This window comes from Caulobacter sp. ErkDOM-C (assembly GCF_048541825.1).
Lineage (GTDB): Bacteria > Pseudomonadota > Alphaproteobacteria > Caulobacterales > Caulobacteraceae > Caulobacter.
Window position 1 is genome coordinate 3,857,832 of sequence record NZ_CP183332.1, and the last position, 20,603, is coordinate 3,878,434.

General features: G+C 67.6%; 23 protein-coding genes. 22 read left to right on the forward strand and 1 reads right to left on the reverse strand.

Going from position 1 to position 20,603, the window contains the following annotated elements; translation table 11 throughout:
* Nucleotides 1-777: 777 nt before the first annotated feature.
* The 8 genes from ACN2C8_RS18715 (at nt 778) to trpS (ending at nt 7,552) form a co-directional block, all read left to right on the forward strand.
* Complete coding sequence (locus ACN2C8_RS18715; protein WP_419253559.1) at nt 778-1,419, forward strand: TetR/AcrR family transcriptional regulator; 642 nt, start codon at nt 778-780, stop codon at nt 1,417-1,419.
* Between the two features lie 99 nt (nt 1,420-1,518).
* Nucleotides 1,519-2,157, forward strand: coding sequence for a GTP cyclohydrolase I FolE (gene folE, locus ACN2C8_RS18720; protein WP_419253560.1), 639 nt, complete (start codon nt 1,519-1,521; stop codon nt 2,155-2,157).
* A 5-nt stretch (nt 2,158-2,162) separates the two neighbouring features.
* The gene (locus ACN2C8_RS18725; RefSeq protein WP_419253562.1) at nt 2,163-2,570 is read left to right on the forward strand and encodes a thiol-disulfide oxidoreductase DCC family protein; all 408 of its coding nucleotides are present in this window, start codon (nt 2,163-2,165) and stop codon (nt 2,568-2,570) included.
* Complete coding sequence (locus ACN2C8_RS18730) at nt 2,567-3,007, forward strand: DUF3429 domain-containing protein (protein ID WP_419253563.1); 441 nt, start codon at nt 2,567-2,569, stop codon at nt 3,005-3,007. Before ACN2C8_RS18725 ends, ACN2C8_RS18730 begins: the two co-directional genes overlap by 4 nt.
* On the forward strand, nt 3,000-3,755 hold the full coding sequence (locus tag ACN2C8_RS18735; protein ID WP_419253564.1) for an SDR family NAD(P)-dependent oxidoreductase: 756 nt from the start codon (nt 3,000-3,002) through the stop codon (nt 3,753-3,755). Before ACN2C8_RS18730 ends, ACN2C8_RS18735 begins: the two co-directional genes overlap by 8 nt.
* Nucleotides 3,749-4,693, forward strand: a complete 945-nt coding sequence (locus tag ACN2C8_RS18740; RefSeq protein ID WP_419253565.1) for an NAD(P)/FAD-dependent oxidoreductase — start codon at nt 3,749-3,751, stop codon at nt 4,691-4,693. Before ACN2C8_RS18735 ends, ACN2C8_RS18740 begins: the two co-directional genes overlap by 7 nt.
* Nucleotides 4,694-4,772: 79 nt before the next feature.
* Nucleotides 4,773-6,335, forward strand: a complete 1,563-nt coding sequence (gene murJ, locus ACN2C8_RS18745; RefSeq protein ID WP_419255926.1) for a murein biosynthesis integral membrane protein MurJ — start codon at nt 4,773-4,775, stop codon at nt 6,333-6,335.
* 167 nt (nt 6,336-6,502) lie between these two features.
* On the forward strand, nt 6,503-7,552 hold the full coding sequence (trpS, locus tag ACN2C8_RS18750) for a tryptophan--tRNA ligase (protein ID WP_419253567.1): 1,050 nt from the start codon (nt 6,503-6,505) through the stop codon (nt 7,550-7,552).
* 168 nt (nt 7,553-7,720) lie between these two features.
* Here the strand turns inward: trpS and ACN2C8_RS18755 are convergent, their stop codons facing one another.
* Nucleotides 7,721-8,989 (reverse strand): cytochrome P450, encoded by a 1,269-nt coding sequence (locus tag ACN2C8_RS18755; RefSeq protein ID WP_419253568.1) that lies wholly within the window; start codon nt 8,987-8,989, stop codon nt 7,721-7,723.
* 119 nt (nt 8,990-9,108) lie between these two features.
* Here ACN2C8_RS18755 and ACN2C8_RS18760 point away from each other — a divergent pair, with 119 nt between their 5' ends.
* From ACN2C8_RS18760 to metK, 14 genes are all read left to right on the forward strand, one after another.
* Nucleotides 9,109-9,678, forward strand: coding sequence for a NifU family protein (locus ACN2C8_RS18760; protein WP_419253570.1), 570 nt, complete (start codon nt 9,109-9,111; stop codon nt 9,676-9,678).
* Between the two features lie 89 nt (nt 9,679-9,767).
* Nucleotides 9,768-10,355: a malonic semialdehyde reductase gene (locus ACN2C8_RS18765; protein ID WP_419253571.1), complete on the forward strand. Its 588-nt coding sequence runs from the start codon at nt 9,768-9,770 to the stop codon at nt 10,353-10,355.
* A 127-nt stretch (nt 10,356-10,482) separates the two neighbouring features.
* Complete coding sequence (locus ACN2C8_RS18770) at nt 10,483-11,133, forward strand: DUF1131 domain-containing protein (protein WP_419253572.1); 651 nt, start codon at nt 10,483-10,485, stop codon at nt 11,131-11,133.
* Nucleotides 11,134-11,140: 7 nt separating this feature from the next.
* Nucleotides 11,141-11,737, forward strand: coding sequence for a DUF1131 domain-containing protein (locus ACN2C8_RS18775; RefSeq protein WP_419253574.1), 597 nt, complete (start codon nt 11,141-11,143; stop codon nt 11,735-11,737).
* Nucleotides 11,734-12,369: a tRNA (adenosine(37)-N6)-threonylcarbamoyltransferase complex dimerization subunit type 1 TsaB gene (gene tsaB / locus ACN2C8_RS18780; RefSeq protein ID WP_419253576.1), complete on the forward strand. Its 636-nt coding sequence runs from the start codon at nt 11,734-11,736 to the stop codon at nt 12,367-12,369. Before ACN2C8_RS18775 ends, tsaB begins: the two co-directional genes overlap by 4 nt.
* Nucleotides 12,366-12,818, forward strand: a complete 453-nt coding sequence (gene rimI, locus ACN2C8_RS18785) for a ribosomal protein S18-alanine N-acetyltransferase (protein WP_419253577.1) — start codon at nt 12,366-12,368, stop codon at nt 12,816-12,818. The genes tsaB and rimI overlap by 4 nt, the downstream gene beginning before the upstream one ends.
* A 45-nt stretch (nt 12,819-12,863) precedes the next feature.
* Entirely contained in the window at nt 12,864-13,271 is a 408-nt protein-coding gene (locus ACN2C8_RS18790; protein WP_419253579.1) for a Fur family transcriptional regulator, read from the forward strand.
* A 176-nt stretch (nt 13,272-13,447) separates the two neighbouring features.
* Nucleotides 13,448-14,800 (forward strand): tRNA (N6-isopentenyl adenosine(37)-C2)-methylthiotransferase MiaB, encoded by a 1,353-nt coding sequence (gene miaB, locus ACN2C8_RS18795; RefSeq protein WP_419255927.1) that lies wholly within the window; start codon nt 13,448-13,450, stop codon nt 14,798-14,800.
* A complete protein-coding gene (locus ACN2C8_RS18800) occupies nt 14,797-15,741 on the forward strand; it encodes a PhoH family protein (RefSeq protein WP_419253580.1) in 945 nt (314 codons plus the stop codon). The genes miaB and ACN2C8_RS18800 overlap by 4 nt, the downstream gene beginning before the upstream one ends.
* Before the next feature lie 14 nt (nt 15,742-15,755).
* The gene (ybeY, locus tag ACN2C8_RS18805; protein ID WP_419255928.1) at nt 15,756-16,205 is read left to right on the forward strand and encodes an rRNA maturation RNase YbeY; all 450 of its coding nucleotides are present in this window, start codon (nt 15,756-15,758) and stop codon (nt 16,203-16,205) included.
* 12 nt (nt 16,206-16,217) lie between these two features.
* Entirely contained in the window at nt 16,218-17,123 is a 906-nt protein-coding gene (locus ACN2C8_RS18810; RefSeq protein WP_419253582.1) for a hemolysin family protein, read from the forward strand.
* Nucleotides 17,120-18,673 (forward strand): apolipoprotein N-acyltransferase, encoded by a 1,554-nt coding sequence (gene lnt / locus ACN2C8_RS18815; RefSeq protein ID WP_419253583.1) that lies wholly within the window; start codon nt 17,120-17,122, stop codon nt 18,671-18,673. Before ACN2C8_RS18810 ends, lnt begins: the two co-directional genes overlap by 4 nt.
* 63 nt (nt 18,674-18,736) lie before the next feature.
* Nucleotides 18,737-19,168, forward strand: a complete 432-nt coding sequence (locus tag ACN2C8_RS18820) for a helix-turn-helix domain-containing protein (protein WP_419253584.1) — start codon at nt 18,737-18,739, stop codon at nt 19,166-19,168.
* Between the two features lie 118 nt (nt 19,169-19,286).
* A complete protein-coding gene (metK, locus tag ACN2C8_RS18825; protein WP_419253585.1) occupies nt 19,287-20,510 on the forward strand; it encodes a methionine adenosyltransferase in 1,224 nt (407 codons plus the stop codon).
* Nucleotides 20,511-20,603 lie beyond the last annotated feature (93 nt).

Genomic DNA, 20,603 nt, shown 5'->3' on the forward strand with positions numbered 1-20,603 from the left:
AGAGGGAGAAGGAGGGGCCCGCGCCGTAGGCGTGGGAGGATGAGGGGTTAGCGAAGCCCTTCCGGACAGGGCACGGCCCCCAGTGCGACAACGGCAACCAGTGTAACCCCTCACCCTCCCACGCAAGCGTGGGTCCCTCCCTCTCCCTCTGGGAGAGGGCTAGGCGTACGGGGATTGGCCGTGCTGTATCCCCGTTATTCCCAGAACAAACTCCAGTCCAATCAACCGCTTGTAAAAAACTTGATCGCGCCCATCAGACGCATCGAAACCTCCCGCATACTCAATCTCACCTGACAGCACGGGAAGGGCGTCCGGCCGGCGACCAGAGGCGGCTGTCAGGGGTGATCGAGCGGGACCACCGTTCGGGCGTATGCCCGGGCGGCCGGTTTAAAGAGAGGGCGGGTGACGTAAACCCGCCTATCGGGGGCAAGCCAAGGCCTCCGCCCGTCCGAAGGTTCGCTCCGGGTTCCTCCGGAATCGGCGTGGCCGCAGCCTCAGGGCTGGGTCCGTCGCGAGGCAGGACAAAACCCGGGTGGGGCAAAAGGCTGAACAGGCCTGCGCACCCCGGCCAGAGGGATAACGATCGCGCGGAGCGTCTGTCTTCGTCGAAACGGTATTTACTACCCCCTCCTCCGGGCGAGGCCCGGACGCTCCGCGACCCTTCCCACACCATCGGCGGTTTCCGCGCGAGGTCGCAAAGTCGCGCCTGTGGAACCCCGCCCAGATTGCCGCCGCCGCGCCTTCGCGTTACGGGTGGCGCGCACAAGGACAATCACGGTGTCGAGACCCAAGGGCTCCCTGGCCGCCGATCACGAGACCAAGCGGCGTGATCTGCTGACCAAGATGACCACGCGCCTGATGCATCGGCAGGCGGCGCGTCCCAGCCTGCGCGATCTGGCCGGGGCCGCCGAGGTCAGCGTTCCGACCCTGAGGCACTATTTCGGCGGCCGTCAGGCGGTGGTCGACGCGGTGCTGGCTGACTGCCTGCGGGTGGGCCGCGACGGCCTGGACGCCCAGCGCAGCTCCGACCGGCCGTTCGCCGAGTCGATCCAGGGCTATGCCGAGGCCCTGATCCGGGCCCTGCAGGCCCCGCGCCCGGTCAAGCTGGGCGACATCTTCGCCGTCAGTCTGGCCGAAGGGTTCCTGGACCCGCAGATCGGCGCCTCGGCCCTGAACCATATTGTCGAGCCGACCCTGCAGGTGCTGGAAGCGCGGCTGGAAGAGCACATGCGCCGCGGGGAGATGATCCAGGCCGACGCCCGCGCTGCCGGCCTGATGCTGCTGTCGCCGCTGCTGGTGGCCTGCCTGCACCAGGACCAGCTGAACGGAACCCATGTTCGACCGTTGTCGACGCAGGATCTGGCCCTGTCGGTCAGCGAGGCCTTCGTGCGGGCCTATGCCGTTCGTGTCCCGGCCTGACGGTCAATCGGAGCGTCTGCAAACTCTCCGCTTTTCTATATCTCAAGTGAGATATAGAACGCCGCTCCTAGGTTCGGTGGTCGGCGCGGAGAGAACGGTATGGCGAGCAAGATTAACGGCAATTCCTCCCTCGCCTGCCACGAGCTCCATCCCCATGCCCATACCCCGTCGCGCCCCAGCCAGGCCGACGCCGAGGCGGCGGTGCGCGTGCTGATCGAATGGGCGGGCGACGATCCGTCGCGCGAAGGCCTGCTGGACACCCCGGCCCGAGTGGCGCGTTCCTATGGCGAGCTGTTCAGCGGCTATGGCGAAGATCCGCGCAAACATCTGGAGCGGACCTTCGAGGAAGTCGGCGGCTATGAGGACTTGATCGTGCTGTCCAATATCCGGGTGGTCAGTTTCTGCGAGCACCACATGCTGCCGGTGATCGGACGGGCCCATGTGGGCTACCTGCCGCGCAATCGGGTGGTGGGCATTTCCAAGCTTGCCCGGGTGGTGCGCGGCTTCGCCAAGCGCCTGCAGATCCAGGAAAAGCTGACCGCCGACATCGCCCAGACCATCCAGGACGTGCTCGATCCGCTGGGCGTCGGCGTGGTCATCGAGGCCGAGCACAGCTGCATGACCCTGCGCGGCGTCGATACGGCCGGCTCGATGCTGTCGACCAGCCGCCTGCTGGGCGTGATCCGCGACGATGGCCGCACGCGGGACGAGTTCCTGCGCATGGTCCGGCAGGCCTGAGACCGATGACCGTCGCCGCGCCCCTCGCTTCGACGACGCCGGCGGTAACGGTCTGGTTCGACGGCGACTGCCCGCTGTGCGTCCGCGAGATCGCCCTGATGCGGCGGCTGGATCGCCGGGGCGCGATCGACTTTGTCGATGTGGCCGGCGACGGAAGCTGTCCGACCGACCGGGCGGAGCTGCTGGCGCGGTTTCACGCCCAGGAGGCCGGCGGGCCGATGGTCTCGGGCGCGGCGGCCTTCGCGGCCCTGTGGCGGGCCATTCCCGTGCTGGCACCCTTTGGCCAGATGGCGCGCAACCCCCTGCTGCTGTGGGGGCTGGAGCGGGCCTATCGCGGTTTCCTGCGGCTGCGGCCCCGGTTGCAGGCTCTGGTTCGCCGGCTTGAGAGAACCCCGCGCGGAGGCCGGGCATGACCCCCGCGCCCGGAACGCCGCGCGTGGTGCTGGCCTATGGCCTGCTGGGCCTGATCCCCTTTCTGGCGCCGCCCCTGATCGGCGGTCTGTTTCCCGATCACGCTGCCCTCGCCGCCCGCGCCCTGGCCCTGTATGGCGGCCTGATCCTGTCCTTTCTGGGCGGAGCGCGCTGGGCGATGGCGGTGCGTCAGACCCCGGTTGACGCCCGGATCGTGTCGCTGGCCATGATCCCGACCCTGGTCGCCCTGGCTGTGTTGTTGCTGCCCGCTGATCTGCGGGCCGCGCAGCTGGCGGTGCTGGCCCTGGCCCTGCTGATCCACGGGGCCTGGGATGTCTGGTCCAGCGGCCTGCCCGACTGGTATCCGCGCCTGAGGCTGCTCCTGACCCTGGGCGGCACGGCCGGGCTGTCGGCCGGCGCCCTGGTGCTGCATGGCTGAGGCGGTTTCCACACCGGCCCGGCTGGCCGTCGTCGTCGGCGGCGGGGGCGGCGTCGGCTGGGCCCTGGTCTGCGCCCTGGCCGCCAATCTGGCCTATGACCGGATCATCGTCCTGTCGCGGCGGTTTCCGGCGGACTGGCCGGCGAGCGACCTTCAGGACAGGTTGGTCTGGATTGCGGCCGATATTCTCGACGAGGACAGCCTGGCGGCGGCGGCCGTTCGGATCGCCGCCCTGGGGGCGCCGACCCTGATCCTGATCGCCACCGGCATTCTGCACGGCGAGGGTCTGGCGCCCGAAAAGACCATGCGGGCCCTTAACGCCGAGGCCCTGTCGCGGGTGTTTCTGGTCAATGCCGTGGGCCCCGCCCTGGCGGCCAAGCACCTGTTGCCGTTGACCCCGCGCGACCAGCCCAGCGTTCTGGCCGCCCTGTCGGCCCGGGTGGGCAGTATCGGCGACAATCAGCTGGGTGGCTGGTACGGCTATCGGGCCTCCAAGGCGGCTCTGAACATGCTGATCCGCACCCTGGCGATCGAGCATCGCCGCACCCGGCCGCTGGGCGTCTGCGTGGCGCTGCATCCCGGCACCGTCGATACGGCGCTCAGCGCGCCGTTCAAGGCGGGGGTAGCCGACGGACGCCTGTTCACCGCCGAGCAGTCGGCCGCCGCCCTGCTGGCGGTGGTCGAGAGTCTGGGCCCCGAGGCCAATGGCGGCTTCTTCGCCTGGGACGGAGCGCCCATTCCATGGTGAGCCAGCTTCGCACCGCCGTGATCGGGGCCGGCATGGCCGGTCTGACCTGCGCCACCGCCCTGCAGGCGGCCGGTCATCAGGTCGTGGTCTTCGACAAGGCGCGCGGCCCCGGTGGCCGGATGTCGACCCGTCGGCAAGCGTTGGGCGATGGCGAGGCCGCCTTTGACCACGGCGCGCCGGCCTTTACGGCCCTGGAGGCCGACTTTCAGGCTCAGGTGCAGTTCTGGAGCCTGCAGGGTCTGGCCGCGCCCTGGCCTGCCGCAGGACCCGGACAGTTTGTCGGGGTCCCCGCGATGAACGCGCCGCTGAAGGCCATGGCGGCCGATCTGGACACTCGCTGGAGCCAGACGATCAGCGGGCTTTCGCGCGACGCCTCCGGCTGGCGCCTGGCCGGGACGACGCAGGACGAGGGGCCGTTTGACCGCCTCGTCGTGGCCATACCCGCCGAACAGGCCGCCGTTCTGCTGGCTGCGGTCCAGCCCGAATTCGCCGCCCTGGCCCGCGCCGTTCGCTCCGCGCCGTGCTGGACCCTGATGGCGGTGTTCGTTCAGCCCGTGCATAGCGCTGAGGCGGTTCTGACCGGCGGCGAGGTCGTGGCCTTCGCCAGCCGCGAGGCCAGCAAGCCAGGGCGCGCAGCGACCGAGGCCTGGGTGATCCACGCCACCCCCGACTGGTCGCGCGACCATCTGGAACTGACCGCCGATCAGGCCGAACCCCGGCTGCTGGCGGGCTTTGAGGCCCTGCTGGGATCGTCTGCGCCCCTCGCCGTTTCGGCGGTGGCCCATCGCTGGCGCTATGCCCGGCCCCTGGCCGCGCCGCGTTCGGCCCTGTGGGACGCGGCAAGCCGCCTGGGCGTCTGCGGCGACTGGCTGGGCGGCGGCTCGGTCGAGGGCGCCTGGCGATCAGGCTTCGAACTGGCGGCTGTGCTGTTGCCTTGACGCCGTTGGCGCCAGCGCCCAGAAGCCGGGCGTGACCGAAACCGCACCCCCCGCCGCCGCCCCCAAAAAAGCCCCCGGCATGATCCGGTCCTCGGCGATCTATTCGGGCCTGACCCTGGTCAGCCGGCTGATGGGCTTCGTGCGCGACCTGGTGATCTCGTACTTCCTGGGGGCCAGCGCCAATTTCGCGGCCGACGCCTTCAACACCGCCCAGATGTTCCCCAACCTGTTCCGGCGGATCTTCGCCGAGGGGGCTTTTGCGGCGGCCTTTGTGCCGGCCTATTCCAAGACCCTGGATCGCGACGGGGCCGAGGTCGCCGACAAGCTGGCGGCCGACGCCATGGCCACCATTGCCGCCTTCACCGTCGGTCTGACCCTGATCTCGCAGGCGGCCATGCCGTGGCTCATGATGGTCATCAGCCCGGGCTTCGGCTTTGGCACCGACAAGTACAAGCTGGCCGTGATCCTGACCCAGATCACCATGCCCTACCTGCCCTGCATGGCCATCGTGGCGTTGCTGTCGGGCGTGCTGAACGCCCGGGGCAAGTTCATCGTCTCGGCCGCCGCGCCGATCCTGCTCAACCTTGTGACCCTGATCGCGGTCATCCCGACCAAGACCGCCCATCAGGCGGCCACGGCGGCCTCGTGGGGCATTCTGGCCGCCGGGATCTGCCAGGTGCTGCTGCTGGTCTGGGCGGTGCGCAAGGCCGGGGCGACGATCCGCTGGCGGTTGCCGCGCCTCACCCCGGAGATCAGGGGCCTGATCGCCCTGGCCGTGCCCGGGGCCATCGCCGCCAGCGCCAGCCAGATCAACATCACCATTTCCGGCGTGCTGGCCAGCCATGTGAACGGTGCGCGGACCTGGCTGGCCTATGCCGACCGCCTCTATCAGCTGCCGCTGGGCCTGGTCGGTGTGGCCATCGGGGTGGCCCTGCTGCCGCGCCTGTCGCGGGCCGTGGTGGCCGAGGATCGTCGCGAGGCCCAGAGCGCCATGGATCAGGCCATCGTCTTTGCTTTGGCCCTGACCCTGCCGGCCGCCGTGGCGCTGTTCAGTATTCCGTTCTTCCTGATCGACGGCCTGTTCACCCGCGGCGAGTTCACGGTGTTTGACGCCCGCCAGACCGCCAATGCCCTGCTGCACTATGGCTGGGGAACGCCCGCCTTCGTGCTGGCTCGCATCCTGTCGCCGGCGTTTTTCGCGCGGGGCGACACCAAGAGCCCGATGCGGTTCGCCCTGGTTTCGGTGGCCGTCAATATCGGCCTGGGCCTGGCCCTGTTCCCGTTCATGGGCGTACCGGGCCTGGCCGCCGCGACCAGCGCCGCCTCGTGGATCAATGTGCTGCAGATGGTGCTGACCTTGAGCAAGCGCGGCGACTACACCCCCAGCGCCATGGCCTGGGGCAAGATCATCCGGGTGCTGGCGGCCAGCGTCGCCCTGGGCCTGATCCTGGCGGCGATGTCGCACTGGCGCGCCGCCATTGAGGCGCCGATCCTGGCCCTGGGTCTGGGTTCGGCCAAGGAGCTGGCGATCCTGGCGACCTGCGCCGTGGCGGCGGGGCTCTATCCGCTGCTGCTGCTGCTGTCGGGCGGGGTGACGATTGCGGAGGCGAAGACCGTGCTGCGGCGCGGGGCGGGTCGCTGAGCCGGCTTGCCCTGCCGTGCGCGGAGCGGTAACCAGCGCTCATGGCTTTGATCGGTCCCTTCGCGTCGCGATGGCGCGGCTCCCGCTGACCCTGATCGCCGCATCTTCCGATGCGGTTGGCGCTCTCGCGCTCGCCAACTCAAATCTACGCATTCAAGGCTGAAGCCATGACCGACCAAGCTCCCGTCGCCGCCCCCCTTGCCGCCTATGCGGGCCCGGCCCGCGTCCTCTCCGGCGTGCAGCCTTCCGGGGCCCTGCACCTGGGCAACTATCTGGGCGCGCTGGTGAAGTTCGCCCGCCTGCAGCACGAGATCGACACCTTCATCTTCGTGGCCGACCTGCACGCCATCACGGTGTGGCAGGAGCCGGCGGCCCTGGCCCAGCAGACCCGCGAGATCGCCGCCGCCTATCTGGCCGCCGGCCTCGACCCGGCCAAGGCCACCATCTTCCCGCAATCGGCCGTGCCCGAGCATGCCGAACTGGCCTGGATCTTCCAGTGCGTGGCCCGCCTGGGCTGGCTGGACCGCATGACCCAGTTCAAGGAAAAGAGCGGCAAGAACAAGGAGCGCAGTTCGGTGGGGCTCTACACCTATCCGGTGCTGCAGGCCGCCGACATCCTGATCTACAAGGCCACTCACGTGCCGGTGGGCGAGGACCAGAAGCAGCATCTGGAACTGACCCGCGACATCGCCGCCAAGTTCAACCACGACTTTGCTGCGCCCAACTTCTTCCCGCAGCCCGACCCGCTGATCCAGGGTCCCGGGGCCCGGATCATGAGCCTGCGCGACGGCTCGGCCAAGATGAGCAAGTCCGATCCGTCGGACTATAGCCGCATCAACCTGACCGACGACGCCGACATGATCGCGACCAAGGTCAAGAAGGCCCGCACCGATCCCGAGCCCCTACCCGAAACCCTGGAAGAGCTGGCGACCCGGCCCGAGGCCGACAATCTTGTCGGCATCTTCGCGGCCCTGGACGGCCGGACCAAGGCCGAGGTGCTGGCCGAGTATGCCGGCAAGGGCTTTGGGACCTTCAAGCCGGCCCTGGCCGAGCTTGCCGTCGAAAAGCTGGCCCCGGTCGGTGAGCGGATGCGGACCCTGCTGGCCGATCCGGCGCAGATCGACCGCATTCTGGCCAAGGGCGCGGAACGGGCCCGCGAAGTGGCGGCTCCGACCGTGGCCGAGGTGAAAAAGCTGGTTGGGTTCTGGGGAGCCTGAGACATCTTCCTTCTCCCCTTGCGAGAGAAGGTGGCGCGGCAGCGCTGGACGAGGGGTTGAAAGGCCTGTCGGCTATGGTCGGCAGACCGACTGGATCAGGGGCGTCGGTGCGACCCCTCATCCAGTCGGCTTTCAGCCGCTACCGTCTCCCGCAAGGGGAGAAGGAGATTAGACCCGCTCGGGGATCCGCACCGTCAGGGTCTCATAGCCCTTGACGAAGCTGGAATAGACCCGGCGCGGTTCGTCGAGGACCTCGATCTTCGGGAAGCGCTTGAGGATCTCTTCCCAGACGATCTTCAGCTGCATCTCGGCCAGGCGGTTGCCCACGCAGCGGTGGATGCCGAAGCCGAACGACAGATGGCGGCGGGGATTTTCGCGGTCGATGATGAAGCTGTCGGCGTTTTCGATCACGGTGTCGTCGCGGTTCCCCGAGACGTACCACATGACGACCTTGTCGCCCTTCTTGATCTGCTTGCCGGCCAGTTCGACGTCTTCCAGAGCCGTGCGGCGCATATGGGCCAGGGGCGTCTGCCAGCGGATGATCTCGGAGACCATCGACGGGATCAGCTCGGGATGCGTCCGCAGCTTGGCTTCCTGCTCGGGGTTCTTCGACAGGGCATAGAGGCCGCCGGTCAGGGAGTTGCGGGTCGTGTCATTGCCGCCGACGATCAGCAGGATGATGTTGCCCAGGTACTCCATCGGCGGCATGTCGCGGGTGGCCTCGCCGTGGGCCAGCATCGAGATCAGGTCGCCGCCGGGCTCGGTGGCATTGACCCGCTCGTTCCACAGATTGGTGAAGTAGCCCAGGCACTCCAGCAGTTCGGCCCGGCGGGCGTCTTCGCTTTCGATCAGGCCGCTTTCCGGTGAGGCGGTGGCGATGTCCGACCAGCGGGTCAGCTTGCGGCGCTCTTCCCAGGGGAAGTCGAACAGGGTGGCCAGCATCTGGGTGGTCAGCTCGATCGACACCTTGTCGACCCAGTCGAAGGGCACGCCGATCGGCAGGTCATCGAGGATCAGGCAGACCCGCTCGCGGATCAGGCCTTCCAGCTTGGCCAGGTTCACCGGCGAGACGATCGGGCTGACGGTCTTGCGCTGGATGTCGTGCTTGGGCGGGTCCATGGCGATGAACATCGGCAGGACGAAGTCCTCGTCGAAGTTCCGGATCGTGATGCCGCCCAGATGGGCGTCGGACGAAAACACCGCGTGATTGGTGTCGACGGCCATGATGTCGTTGTAGCGGGTCACCGACCAGTAGGGGCCCGTTTCCTCATTGCCCTTGGAATAGTGAACCGGGTCTTCTTTGCGGAGCCGTTCAAAATAGGGCCACATGGCGTCGGCCTGGAACAGGACCGGATCGGCGACATGGTAGTCCTCGAGGGGAATGGACCAGGCCTTGGCGCGCACTTCGGCGCTCAGATCAATCGAGCCATCGCTCATGGAAGCCTCCCGCAGGTCGTTGTTTTCCGTATCACGCCAGAAAATGACGCCTGTGTCACCTTTCTTTCTGAGGCGCCCGACATCTTGCGCCCGGGGCTGTCGAGGTCCATCTCTCCGACATGTTCATTCAGACCGAAACCACGCCCAATCCCGAGGTGCTGAAGTTCCTGCCCGGCCGCGAAGTGCTGGGTGAGGGCGCGCGCGAGTTCAAGACGCAGGAAGAGGGCGAGTCCTCGCCGCTGGCCAAGGCGCTGTTCCAGCTGGGCGACGTGACGCGGGTGTTTTTCGGTCCTGAATTCCTGACCGTGACCAAGGATCCTGACGCCGAGTGGCCGCACCTGAAGGCGCCGATCCTGGCCGCCATCATGGACCACTTCACCAGCGGCCGGCCCCTGCTGCTGGACGCCACGACGAGCGGTCACGACGACGACGGCGTCTATGATGCGGAATCCAGCCAGATCGTCGCCGAGATCAAGGAACTGCTCGACACTCGCATCCGCCCGGCCGTGGCCCAGGACGGCGGCGACATCGTGTTCAGCAAGTTCGAACCCGCCACCGGCGTGGTCTGGCTGCACATGCGCGGCGCCTGCTCGGGTTGCCCGTCCTCGTCGGCGACCCTGAAGTCCGGTGTCGAGAACATGCTCAAGCACTATGTGCCCGAGGTCACCCGGGTCGAGCAGACGCTCTAGGAATTTCCCCGCCCTGCGGCTTGCGCGCCTGCCTCGCAAGCCTATATTGCAACCATACAAGTTGCTGATGGCTTCCTTGAGGATCGCAAATGGCCAAGCTCGACGCCCCGGCGCTCGCCCAACTGTTTACCGAGGCGCGGACGCGCAACGGCTGGAAGACCGACCCGCTGCCGGAAAGCCTGCTGCGCGAGCTCTATGACCTCGTCAAGTTCGGCCCCACCGCCGCCAACTCGACCCCGGCGCGCTTCGTCTTCGTGACCAGCCCAGAAGCCAAGGCCAAGCTGGCGGCCCTGTCGTCGGGTTCGAACGGCCCCAAGATCCTGCAGGCCCCGGCCACGGTGATCGTCGGCTACGACCTCGACTTCCCCGAGACCCTCGACAAGCTGTTCCCGCATGCCCCCGGCGCCAAGGCCTGGTTCGGCGACCCCGTGGCCAAGGAGTGGGGCGCGTTCCGCAACAGCTCGCTGCAGGGCGGCTATTTCATCCTCGCCGCCCGGGCCTTGGGCCTGGACGTCGGCGCGATGTCGGGCTTCGACAATGCGGGCGTCGACGCGGAATTCTTCGCGGGCACCAACATAAAGTCCAATTTCATTGCTTCGATTGGCCATGGCACGGAAGAGGGCCTCTTCCCGCGCAGCCCGCGCCTCGACTTCGAGGAAGCTGCCCAAATCGTCTGATCTCGCGCCACAGCTTTTGGCCGGTCCGCGTGAGTAGGGATCGGCCCGACCTGATCCTCCGGTCGTTTCGGCGACCGGAGGTGACGGGTTCTTTGTGCATCCGACGCGCACGCGCTAAAACCACCGCATGATCCAGCGCCGCGCCCTTATCGCCCTGCCGTTCCTGCTGCTTGCCGCCTGTGGTCCGGTGGAGAAGAAGGCCGACGAGGGCGGGACCGCCCCGCCGCCCGCCGAGCCTGGCAAGAGCGGCTCTGTCGCGGTGATGGTGAAGCCCTATGTCGAGGGCCCGCTGACCGTTGGCGTTGACGGCGTCGGCCCGATTACCGGCGCCACGGCGTTCGACCTACCGACCTTCAAGGTGCTGTTCCCCAGGGCGATGGTCGCCCAGGCGTTTCTGCACGTCGGAACCGGCCGGCCCCAGCCGATCATCAATGTCGAGCAGAACCAGACCCCGCTGATGGAGGTCTCCAAGGGCGAGGACGGCGATCTGGGCTCGATCCGCCTGGAAGGCGGCGACGTGCGCGGCCCCAAGGACGAGACCCTGCTGACTAAATGGTCGGCGCTGGGTCTCGACATCGCCAACTGCCGGGCCGGCGAGGGGCGTGACATCAACACCGTGGTCTGCGCCCGACCCGAAGCGCCCAATGTCGCCTATCTGATCGGCGTGCCGGGCTGGACCAAGGGCGGCCTGCCGCCAGTCGAGATGCTCAACGCCAAGGGCCAGCTGAACGGCTTCGTCTGGCGGCCGGCCGAGGTCGCCGCCATCGGCGCGGCCTGATCGTTTCATGCGCTTGCCCCTCGCCCTGATCGCCGTTCCGCTGGCGCTGCTCGCCGCCTGTGGTCCGGCGGACAAGCCCGCACCGCCGGCGTCGGTTCCGGCCGCTGCGCCATCGGTCCCCGCGACGTCGTTGCTGGCGCTCGACGAATACGCCGTCGGCCCGATCATGGCCCAGACCCCGTTCAGGGCCGAGGCGATCCAGGCGCTGTTTCCGAACGACCGGGTCGCGATGGAGGGCTCGGTCATCACCGTCGCCCGCGACGACGTGACGATGCTGAAAATCCTCGGCGAGCCAGGCCTGACGACGGTTGGCGAGATCCATATCGCCGGCCGATCGGCGAGAGGCCCGCGCGGTGAGGTCTTCGGCATGCCGTGGCCCGGGCTGGACGTGCCGCCCAAGCGCTGCTGGATGGGCCAGGACGCCTATCGTCACGCCGTGATCTGCACCCAGCCCGGCGAGTCCGTGCTGCGCTACGTGTTTGAGGTTCCCGGCTGGACCACGGATGCGTTGCCGCCGACCGAGGTGCTAGCCAAGGCCACCTTGCGTGACTTCATCTGGAAGAGCGGCGCGGGCGGCTACGCCCCGAACGGGGGCGGAGCATGATCCTGGCCATCGACACCTGCCTGGGCGCGAGCTCGATCGCCATCCTGGACGGCGACCGGGTGCTGGCGTCGCGCAGCGAGCCCATGACCCGGGGCCACCAGGAACGCATCGGCGTCCTGGCCCGCGAGGTCGCGCTGGAAGCCGGCGTGCCGTTTTCGGACCTGACGCGGATCGGTGTCACGGTTGGTCCTGGCTCGTTCACCGGCCTGCGCGTGGGTCTGGCCTTCGCCAAGGGCCTGGCCACGGCGCTGTCGATCCCCTGCGTGGGGGTCAGCACGCTGGAGGCCCTGGCTTTCGGAACGCCAGGCTTCGTCGCCGCCGTACTCGACGCGCGGATGAGCCAGGTCTATCTGCAGATCTTCGACGGCGGCGTGGCCCTGATGGCCCCCGACGCCCTCGACCTGGGCTTCGCCGCCGCGCGGCTGGCCGAACTGCATGGCGGACAGGCCGTGACCCTGATCGGGTCTGGCGCGCCGCTGCTGGCCGAAACCTTCCCGAAGGCCACGATCCTGACGCCGGTCTCGCCCGATCCGGTCGCCGTGGCGCGACTGGCCGCCGCCCGGCCCGCGCCGGCCCATTCGCCCCGGCCGCTCTATCTGCGCGCGCCCTACGCCACGCTTCCAACCTCATGATCCTGCGTCCCGTGGGCCTTGAGGCCTGTTTCATCCTAGCCGACCTGCACGACCGCGCCTTTCCCCGGCCGTGGAGCGCTCTGGAGTTCGAAGACCTGCTGACGTCGCCCGGCGTCTTCGCCGTCATGGGCGAGGCGGGCGAGCCGGCCGTCGAGAAGGGCTTCATCCTGTGCCGCTCGATCGCCGGCGAGGCCGAGATCCTGACCATCGCTGTCGACCCCGCCGCCCGGCGTCGCGGCTGGGGCGGCGCCCTGGTCGAAATGGCGGCCGGGATCGCGACCGAAACCGGCTCTGAAGCCATGTTCCTGGAGGTGGCGTCCGACAACACGGCCGCCATCGCCCTCTATGCGGCGACCGGCTTTGCCCGGGTTGGGCTGCGCAAGGGCTATTATCCCCATCCGGATGGCGCTAGGGACGCGATTGTCATGCGGCGGGCGCTTAACACTTAAGGGCTCACCGCCTATCCTGCCATCGACTCAGACGGAGGCGCCGCCTTGGATCGACTTGAAAAGCTCTGCATCGATAAGGGCATGCGCATGACCGACCAGCGCCGCGTGATCGCGCGCGTGCTGTCGGCCGCCGACGATCACCCGGACGTGGAAGAGCTGCACCGCCGCGCCCACGCTGTGGACCCGCACATTTCGATCGCCACGGTCTATCGGACGGTTCGCCTGTTCGAGGAGAGCGGCATTATCGAGCGGCACGATTTTCGCGACGGCCGCTCGCGCTATGAAGAAACCCCCAGCCATCACCACGACCACCTGATCGACATGAAGACCGGCAAGGTCGTCGAGTTCGTGGACGAGGAGATCGAGGCCCTGCAGAACGCCATCGCGCGCAAGCTGGGCTACAAGCTGGTGGATCACCGGCTGGAGCTGTACGGGGTTCCGATCGAGGATTGATCGTGGCCCAAGTCCTCCCCCTGAAGGGGGAGGCGGCCGTCAGGCCGGTGGGGGAAGACCGCACCGAGTCAGCAGCACTTCCCCCTCCGTCGGCTTCGCCGACCCCTCCCCCCTCAGGGGGAGGATTTCCGCCCATGTCCTTGCACGTCGGGCCTCACACCCCCATAACCTCGCCCATGAGCGAGACCCCGCAAAAGCGCCTCTATATCAAGACCTACGGCTGTCAGATGAACGTCTATGACAGCGAGCGCATGGCCGATGTCCTGCGGCCGCTGGGCTATGGCGTGGTCGATGATCCCGAAGGCGCCGATCTGGTGGTGCTCAACACCTGCCACATCCGCGAAAAGGCCACCGAGAAGGTCTATTCGGAGCTTGGCCAGATCAAGCTGATGAAGGAGCGCAAGGCGCAGGCCGGTGGTCGCATGACCATCGCCGTGGCCGGCTGCGTGGCCCAGGCCGAGGGCAAGGAGATCATGCATCGCCAGAAGGCGGTCGATCTGGTGGTTGGTCCGCAATCCTATCACCAGCTGCCCGAGCTGATCGCCCGCGCCCACCGCGCCACCGGCGAGCGGCTGTCGACCAGCTTTGCCGCCGAGGAAAAGTTCGACGCCCTGCCGGCCGAGCGTCAGGTCAATGGCGTCACCGCCTTCCTGACCGTGCAGGAGGGCTGCGACAAGTTCTGCACCTTCTGCGTGGTGCCCTATACGCGCGGCGGCGAGTGGTCGCGGCCGGTGAACGACATCCTCGAGGAAGCCCGGCGGCTGGCCGCTCAGGGCGTGCGCGAGGTCACCCTGCTGGGCCAGAACGTCAACGCCTTTAATGGCGACGGCTCGACCCTGGCCAAGCTGGTGCGTCAGCTGGCGAAGATCGATGGCATCGACCGCATCCGCTACACCACCAGCCATCCGCGCGACATGGGCGATGATCTGATCGAGGCCCATGGCGAGCTGCCCGAGCTGATGCCCTATCTGCACCTGCCGGTGCAGGCGGGCAGCGACAAGATCCTCAAGGCCATGAACCGCGACCACACGGCCGAAAGCTATGTGAAGCTGATCGAGAAGATCCGCCTTGCGCGGCCCGACATCGCCATGAGCGGCGACTTTATCGTCGGCTTCCCCGGCGAGCGCGACGGCGATTTCGAAAAGACCCTGGAGCTGGTCCGCGAGGTCGGCTTCGCCAGCGCCTTCTCGTTCAAATATTCGCGCCGCCCCGGCACCCCGGCTTCGGCCATGACCGGCCAGGTCGACGAGGCGGTGAAGGCCGAGCGCCTGGAGCGTCTGAACCAGCTGCTGGACGTGCAGCAAAAGGCCTTCAATGCCGGCCAGGTGGGCAAGACCATGCCCGTGCTGTTCGAGAAGGCCGGGCGCCATGCCGGTCAGGTCGTCGGCCGCAGTCCCTATCTGCAGGCGGTTCACGCCGAAGGCGGCGAGCACCTGCTGGGAACCATCGTTGCCGTCCGTATCGAAACCGCCGCCAAGATGAGCCTGGGCGGCGTGCTGGAAACGTCTTCCATCCTGGAGCCCGCTTGAGCCGCACCCCTGAGTTTATGCCGCTGTCGGATGACGCCGTTCACGCCGTCTCCGGTCCCCATGGCCGTCATGCGGCCCTGATCGAGGACGCCTTCCGGGTGCTCATTGAGACGCCGGGTGGCGGCGTCACCATCACCGGCGACGTCAAGGGCCGCACCGGCGCCAAGCGGGCGCTGCGGGACCTGGCCGACCGCGCCGATGCCGGCGAACAGATTGTCGAGGCCGACATCCGCATCGCCGTGGGCGAGGCGCAGAGCACCGGTGGTCAGGCCTCGGCCCGCACCGTGCGCAAGGGTTCGGTGTCGCCCAAGACCAAGGGCCAGGCTCGCTATATGGAGGCCATGGGCAGCCATCCGCTGTCGTTTGGCCTGGGCCCGGCCGGCACTGGCAAGACTTTCCTGGCCGTGGCGCACGGGGCCGGCATGCTGTTGCGCGGCGAGGTCGATCGCCTGATCGTCACCCGCCCCGCCGTCGAGGCCGGCGAAAAGCTGGGCTTTCTGCCGGGCGACCTGAACGAGAAGGTCGATCCCTATATGGCCCCGGTCTGGGAGGCCCTGACCGACATCATGGGCGCTGACCAACTGCGACGCCGCCGCGAGAAGCTGGAGATCGAGGTCGCCCCGATCGCTTTCATGCGCGGCCGCACCCTGGCGCATGCCTTTGTCATCGTCGACGAGGCCCAGAACTGTTCGCGCCTGCAGATGAAGATGGTCCTGACCCGGCTGGGTGAGGGGTCGCGCATGGTGGTGACGGGCGACCCGACCCAGATCGACCTGCTCAATCCCCGCGACTCCGGCCTGGCCCACGCCGTCTCGATCCTGGAAGGGGTCGAGGGGGTTTCGGTCTCGCGCTTCACCGCCGCCGACGTGGTGCGTCACCCGCTGGTCGAGCGCATCGTCCGGGCCTATGACGCCGACGCCCTGCAGACGACGACACGATGACCATCACAGTCGACATCGAGATCGAGGACCAGGCCTGGCTCCAGGCCGAGCCTGAAACCGAGGCCCTGGTCTGGCGCGCCGCCCAGGCTGTGCTGGATGCGCATCAGGACATCGAAGGCCAAGGGATCGTGATCCTGTTGGCCGATGACGACAGCGTTCAGGCCCTGAACCGCGACTTCCGCCAGAAGGACTACGCGACCAACGTCCTGTCCTTCCCCTCGCCCCCTAATCCGGAAGGCCAGATCGGCGACATCGCCCTGGCGTTCGGGGTCTGCCAGCGCGAGGCGATCGAGCAGGGCAAGCCTCTTGCCCACCATTTGCAACATCTGGTGGCGCATGGGGTGCTGCATCTCTTAGGATACAACCACGAAGGCGATGAAGAGGCTGAGTCCATGGAGGCCCTGGAACGCGAGATCCTGGCCACGCTGGACGTGCCTGATCCTTACGCCCCCGAGCAGGGATAGTTCTCCAAGGCCATGCCAAGCGACGACTCTAGTCCACAGCCCGCCGGTCCAGCTCGACAGAGCCGGGGCGTGCGGGCGTTTTTCCGCAAGATGCGCAAGCGGCTGTCGGCGCCGGTCGAGCTGGTCCGTCCGTCCGAGCCGGCCCAGGACGGCGCGGTCGACATCGTCGATCAGGCCGAGGCCTTCAAGACCCTCCGCGTCGCCGACGTGATGACGCCCCGCGCCGATATCGTCTCGGTCGAGCTGTCCACCCCGTTCGAAGCCCTGATCGCCCAGTTCACCGAGGCAGAACACTCGCGGATGCCGATCTATCGCGAGACGCTCGACGACCCGATCGGCGTGGTTCACGTCAAGGACGTGTTCCGACTGCTGGCCGCAGGCGAAAACCGCCCGGCTGCGGCCGACATCGTTCTGCACAAGGTGCGGCGCGAGGCCCTCTATGTGCCCGCTTCGATGCGGGCCGCGGATCTGCTGCTGCGCATGCGCACCGGCCGCATCCATCTGGCCCTGGTCATCGACGAATTTGGCGGCACCGATGGGCTGGTGACCATGGAAGACCTGATCGAGGCCGTGGTCGGCGAGATCGATGACGAGCACGACGACGCCACGGTCGCCGGCATCGTGGCCCGGCCCGGCGGGGTGTTCGAGGCCGACGCCCGCGCGCCGCTCGAGGAACTGGAAGCGGCGCTTGGCCGTGAACTGGCGCCGCCCGACATGGAAGAAGACATCGACACCGTCGCCGGCCTGGTCGTGGCCCTGGCCGGTCGCGTGCCGCAGCGGGGCGAGGTGATCGCCCACCCGCACGGCTATGAGCTGGAAGTGGTCGACGCTGATCCGCGCCGGGTTCGACGGGTACGGGTGCGGCCCGCCGCTGTACCGGGCGCAGCCGTGCAGCCGGCGGAAGCCGCCGCCTCGTGAACTTCAAGCTCGCTTCGCTGTGGCGTGACCGCGGGCTGGCCCTGCTGGCCGGTCTGGCTGCCGCCCTGGCCCACCCGCCGTTCGGCGTGCTGCCGGGCCTGCTCGGCTACGCCCTGTTGCTGTGGCTGCTCGACACGATCGAAGGGCCTCGGCCGCTGCGCTCGGCCTTCCTGCGCGGCTGGCTGGCAGGCCTGGGCTATTTCGGGCTCGGCACCGGTTGGATCGGCGAGGCCTTCATGGTCGACGCCGCCAATCAGGGCTGGATGGCGCCCTTTGCGGTGTCCGCCATGGCCGGTGGGTTAGCCCTGTTCTGGGGCGTCGCCGCTGTCATCTATCGTCTGATCCGACCGGCGGGCGTGCGCCGCATTCTGGTCTTCGCCGGCGCCTTCGCGGCGCTGGAATGGACGCGCGGTCATGTATTGACCGGCTTTCCGTGGAACCTGCCGGGCGAGACCTGGAAGGCCGGTTCGGCCCCCTCCCAGGCCGCCGCTCTGGTCGGCGCCTACGGCCTGACCTGGATCACCCTGGCCATCGCCGCCGCGCCGGCCGTCTGGCGCGAGGGCCTGGCGGGCCGCAAAGCGATCGCCGCCGCCGCCGCCGCGCTGGCGGCGCTGTACATCAACGGCTGGATGCCGGCGGCGCCGGCGGGGAAGGCCTCTTCCCCTACCGTGCGCATCGTCCAGGCCAACATCCAGCAGGAGGCCAAGTGGGACGCCGATCGCTTTGCCCAGGTGGTCCAGGCCTATGTTTCGCTGACCGCCAGGCCCTATGCGACCGGCACGCCAGCCACCCTCGTCGTCTGGCCTGAAGGCGCCCTGCCGGCCGCCATCAATGACTATCTGGCGCCAGGAACCTGGGTGCGCCAGGCGATCGTCGAGGCCCTGCAACCGGGTCAGCTGCTGTTGATCGGCGGCTATCGCTATGACGGATCGCCCGACAGGCCGATCTATTACAACAGCCTGATCGCCCTGAAACGCACGGCGACCGACATCGAACTGGTCGGGATCTATGACAAGCACCGGCTGGTGCCCTTTGGCGAGTATCTGCCGATGGACGCCCTGCTAACCAAGCTGGGTGTCAAAAGCCTGGCCCATCTGGGAGACGGCTTCGCCACCGGGCCGCGTCCGGCCCCGCTGCGGGTTTCGCCCGATCTGATCGTCCAGCCGCTGATCTGCTACGAGAGCCTGTTTCCGGGCCTGGCCAGACCCGATCCCAGGGTCCGCGCCCTGGTCAATGTATCGAACGACGCCTGGTTTGGTGTGACCTCCGGGCCTTTGCAGCACCTGAATCTGGCCAGCTATCGGGCCATAGAAACCGGGGTTCCGATCATCCGGGCGACGCCGACCGGGGTCTCGGCCCTGATCGACGCCAGAGGCGAGACTGTCCGCGGGGCCCGGCTGACCCTGGGAGAAACCGGAGTGATCGACGGCTCTTTACCGAATATGGGTAAAATCACACCCTATGCCCGGCTTGGCGACAGCCTGTTCATGCTAATGCTCGGGCTATCGATGTTCGCTGGCTTTCGCCCAAAAGCGGGTGGGGGCTTTTAATTGTTACAAATTCGTTAGAGATAGGCTGAATTGAAACCGCAATTTCAGCTAGCAAGCGTAGGCATGAGCGCTCCTTCCGACCAAGACCGCCATCCCAACCCGATCGATCTGCACGTCGGCGCGCGTATCCGAATGCGCCGCAAGATCCTGGGTGTGAGCCAGGAGCGACTGGCCGAGGATCTGGGCCTGACCTTCCAGCAGGTGCAGAAGTACGAGCGTGGGGCCAACCGGGTCAGCGCCAGCAAGCTGTATGAAATTGCCCGCAGCCTGCAGTCATCGGTGGCCTATTTCTTTGAGGGCCTGGCCGATCCGACCGATTCCGAGGGTCTGGCCGAGACCGGTTCGGAGCAGTTCGTCCACGATTTCCTGATGACTCCCGAGGGCCTGGAACTGGCCAGCCTGTTCCCCAAGATCTCTCGGACCAAGGTGCGCCGCCGGATCCTCGACCTGGTCCGCTCGATGGCCGACGAGGACGTGGTCGAAAGCGACGCATAGGGCGAAGACCCGCGACGATCGGCGCGGCTTGCAGACATAAACATATCTTTATATGCTGTCCGGCTAGCGGGATGGACGCGTCGTCCGTTTCCGCCAATTCCATGGCCGGAGCTGTCCCTTGAGCCGTTCGTCCTACATCTTTACCAGCGAGAGCGTCTCCGAAGGCCACCCCGACAAGGTCGCCGACCGGATCAGCGACACCGTGGTCGACGCCTTCCTGACCGCCGATCCCGAAGCTCGCGTGGCGTGCGAGACCCTGGTCACCACCAACCGCATCGTGCTGGCCGGCGAGGTTCGGGCCGGCAAGCCGGGTGGCGACAAGGCCGCCAACAAGCAGCTGACCAAGGACATCCTCAAATCGCTGGAGCCCAAGGTTCGGGCCGCGATCAAGGACATCGGTTACGAGCAGAAGGGCTTCCACTGGGAGAAGGCCAAGTTCGCCAACTACCTGCACGGCCAGTCGGCGCACATCGCCCAGGGCGTGGACGCCAGCGACAAGAAGGACGAGGGGGCCGGCGACCAGGGCATCATGTTCGGCTATGCCAGCACCGAGACCCCGGAGCTGATGCCGGCCACCCTGCAGTACAGCCACAACATCCTCAGCCGCCTGGCCCAGCTGCGCCACAGCGGCGAGCTGTCGGCGCTCGAGCCCGACGCCAAGAGCCAGGTGACCCTGGAGTATGATGGCGACGGCAAGCCGGTCCGCGTTGTCTCGATCGTGGTCAGCCACCAGCACAAGAAGAAGATCGACGGCAAGGCCGCGACCTCCAAGCGCGTACTGGACCTGATCAAGCCGCACATCCTGCCGATCTTCCCCGAAGGCCTGATCACCAAGAAGACCCAGTGGCTGGTCAATCCGACCGGCCGCTTCGAGATCGGCGGTCCCGACGGCGACGCCGGCGTCACCGGTCGCAAGATCATCGTCGACACCTACGGCGGCGCGGCCCCGCACGGCGGCGGCGCGTTCTCGGGCAAGGATCCGACCAAGGTCGACCGCTCGGCCGCCTATGCCTGCCGCTACCTGGCCAAGAACGTCGTGGCCGCGGGCCTGGCCGACCGCTGCACCATCCAGATCGCCTATGCCATCGGCGTGGCCCAGCCGGTGTCGTTCCACGTCGACCTGCACGGCACCGGCCGGGTTGATCCCGAGGTTCTGGAAAAGCTGCTGCCCACCCTGATCGGCGGCGCCACCCCGCGCGGCATCCGCGAGCACCTGCAGCTGAACAAGCCGATCTATGCCCGCACCGCCGCCTATGGCCACTTCGGCCGCACGCCGGACAACGAAGGCGGCTTCTCGTGGGAGAAGACCGACCTGACCAGCGAACTGAAGGGTCTGGCGTAAGCCTCAGCCTCTCCTGATTGTTCGAAGCGGGCCTCGATCATGCGATCGGGGCCCGCTTTCGTTTGGGGTCGTTCTGCTGGCCTCACACCCGGA

Excerpts from the sequence above, each read along its gene's own strand:
- folE (WP_419253560.1), top strand. The coding sequence starts at position 1,519 with ATGGCGAGCAAGATTAACGGCAATTCCTCCCTCGCCTGCCACGAGCTC.
- ACN2C8_RS18725 (WP_419253562.1), top strand. The coding sequence starts at position 2,163 with ATGACCGTCGCCGCGCCCCTCGCTTCGACGACGCCGGCGGTAACGGTC.
- ACN2C8_RS18730 (WP_419253563.1), top strand. The coding sequence starts at position 2,567 with ATGACCCCCGCGCCCGGAACGCCGCGCGTGGTGCTGGCCTATGGCCTG.
- ACN2C8_RS18735 (WP_419253564.1), top strand. The coding sequence starts at position 3,000 with ATGGCTGAGGCGGTTTCCACACCGGCCCGGCTGGCCGTCGTCGTCGGC.
- ACN2C8_RS18740 (WP_419253565.1), top strand. The coding sequence starts at position 3,749 with ATGGTGAGCCAGCTTCGCACCGCCGTGATCGGGGCCGGCATGGCCGGT.
- murJ (WP_419255926.1), top strand. The coding sequence starts at position 4,773 with ATGATCCGGTCCTCGGCGATCTATTCGGGCCTGACCCTGGTCAGCCGG.
- trpS (WP_419253567.1), top strand. The coding sequence starts at position 6,503 with ATGACCGACCAAGCTCCCGTCGCCGCCCCCCTTGCCGCCTATGCGGGC.
- ACN2C8_RS18755 (WP_419253568.1), bottom strand. The coding sequence starts at position 8,989 with ATGAGCGATGGCTCGATTGATCTGAGCGCCGAAGTGCGCGCCAAGGCC.
- ACN2C8_RS18760 (WP_419253570.1), top strand. The coding sequence starts at position 9,109 with ATGTTCATTCAGACCGAAACCACGCCCAATCCCGAGGTGCTGAAGTTC.
- ACN2C8_RS18765 (WP_419253571.1), top strand. The coding sequence starts at position 9,768 with ATGGCCAAGCTCGACGCCCCGGCGCTCGCCCAACTGTTTACCGAGGCG.
- ACN2C8_RS18770 (WP_419253572.1), top strand. The coding sequence starts at position 10,483 with ATGATCCAGCGCCGCGCCCTTATCGCCCTGCCGTTCCTGCTGCTTGCC.
- ACN2C8_RS18775 (WP_419253574.1), top strand. The coding sequence starts at position 11,141 with ATGCGCTTGCCCCTCGCCCTGATCGCCGTTCCGCTGGCGCTGCTCGCC.
- tsaB (WP_419253576.1), top strand. The coding sequence starts at position 11,734 with ATGATCCTGGCCATCGACACCTGCCTGGGCGCGAGCTCGATCGCCATC.
- rimI (WP_419253577.1), top strand. The coding sequence starts at position 12,366 with ATGATCCTGCGTCCCGTGGGCCTTGAGGCCTGTTTCATCCTAGCCGAC.
- miaB (WP_419255927.1), top strand. The coding sequence starts at position 13,448 with ATGAGCGAGACCCCGCAAAAGCGCCTCTATATCAAGACCTACGGCTGT.
- ACN2C8_RS18810 (WP_419253582.1), top strand. The coding sequence starts at position 16,218 with ATGCCAAGCGACGACTCTAGTCCACAGCCCGCCGGTCCAGCTCGACAG.
- ACN2C8_RS18820 (WP_419253584.1), top strand. The coding sequence starts at position 18,737 with ATGAGCGCTCCTTCCGACCAAGACCGCCATCCCAACCCGATCGATCTG.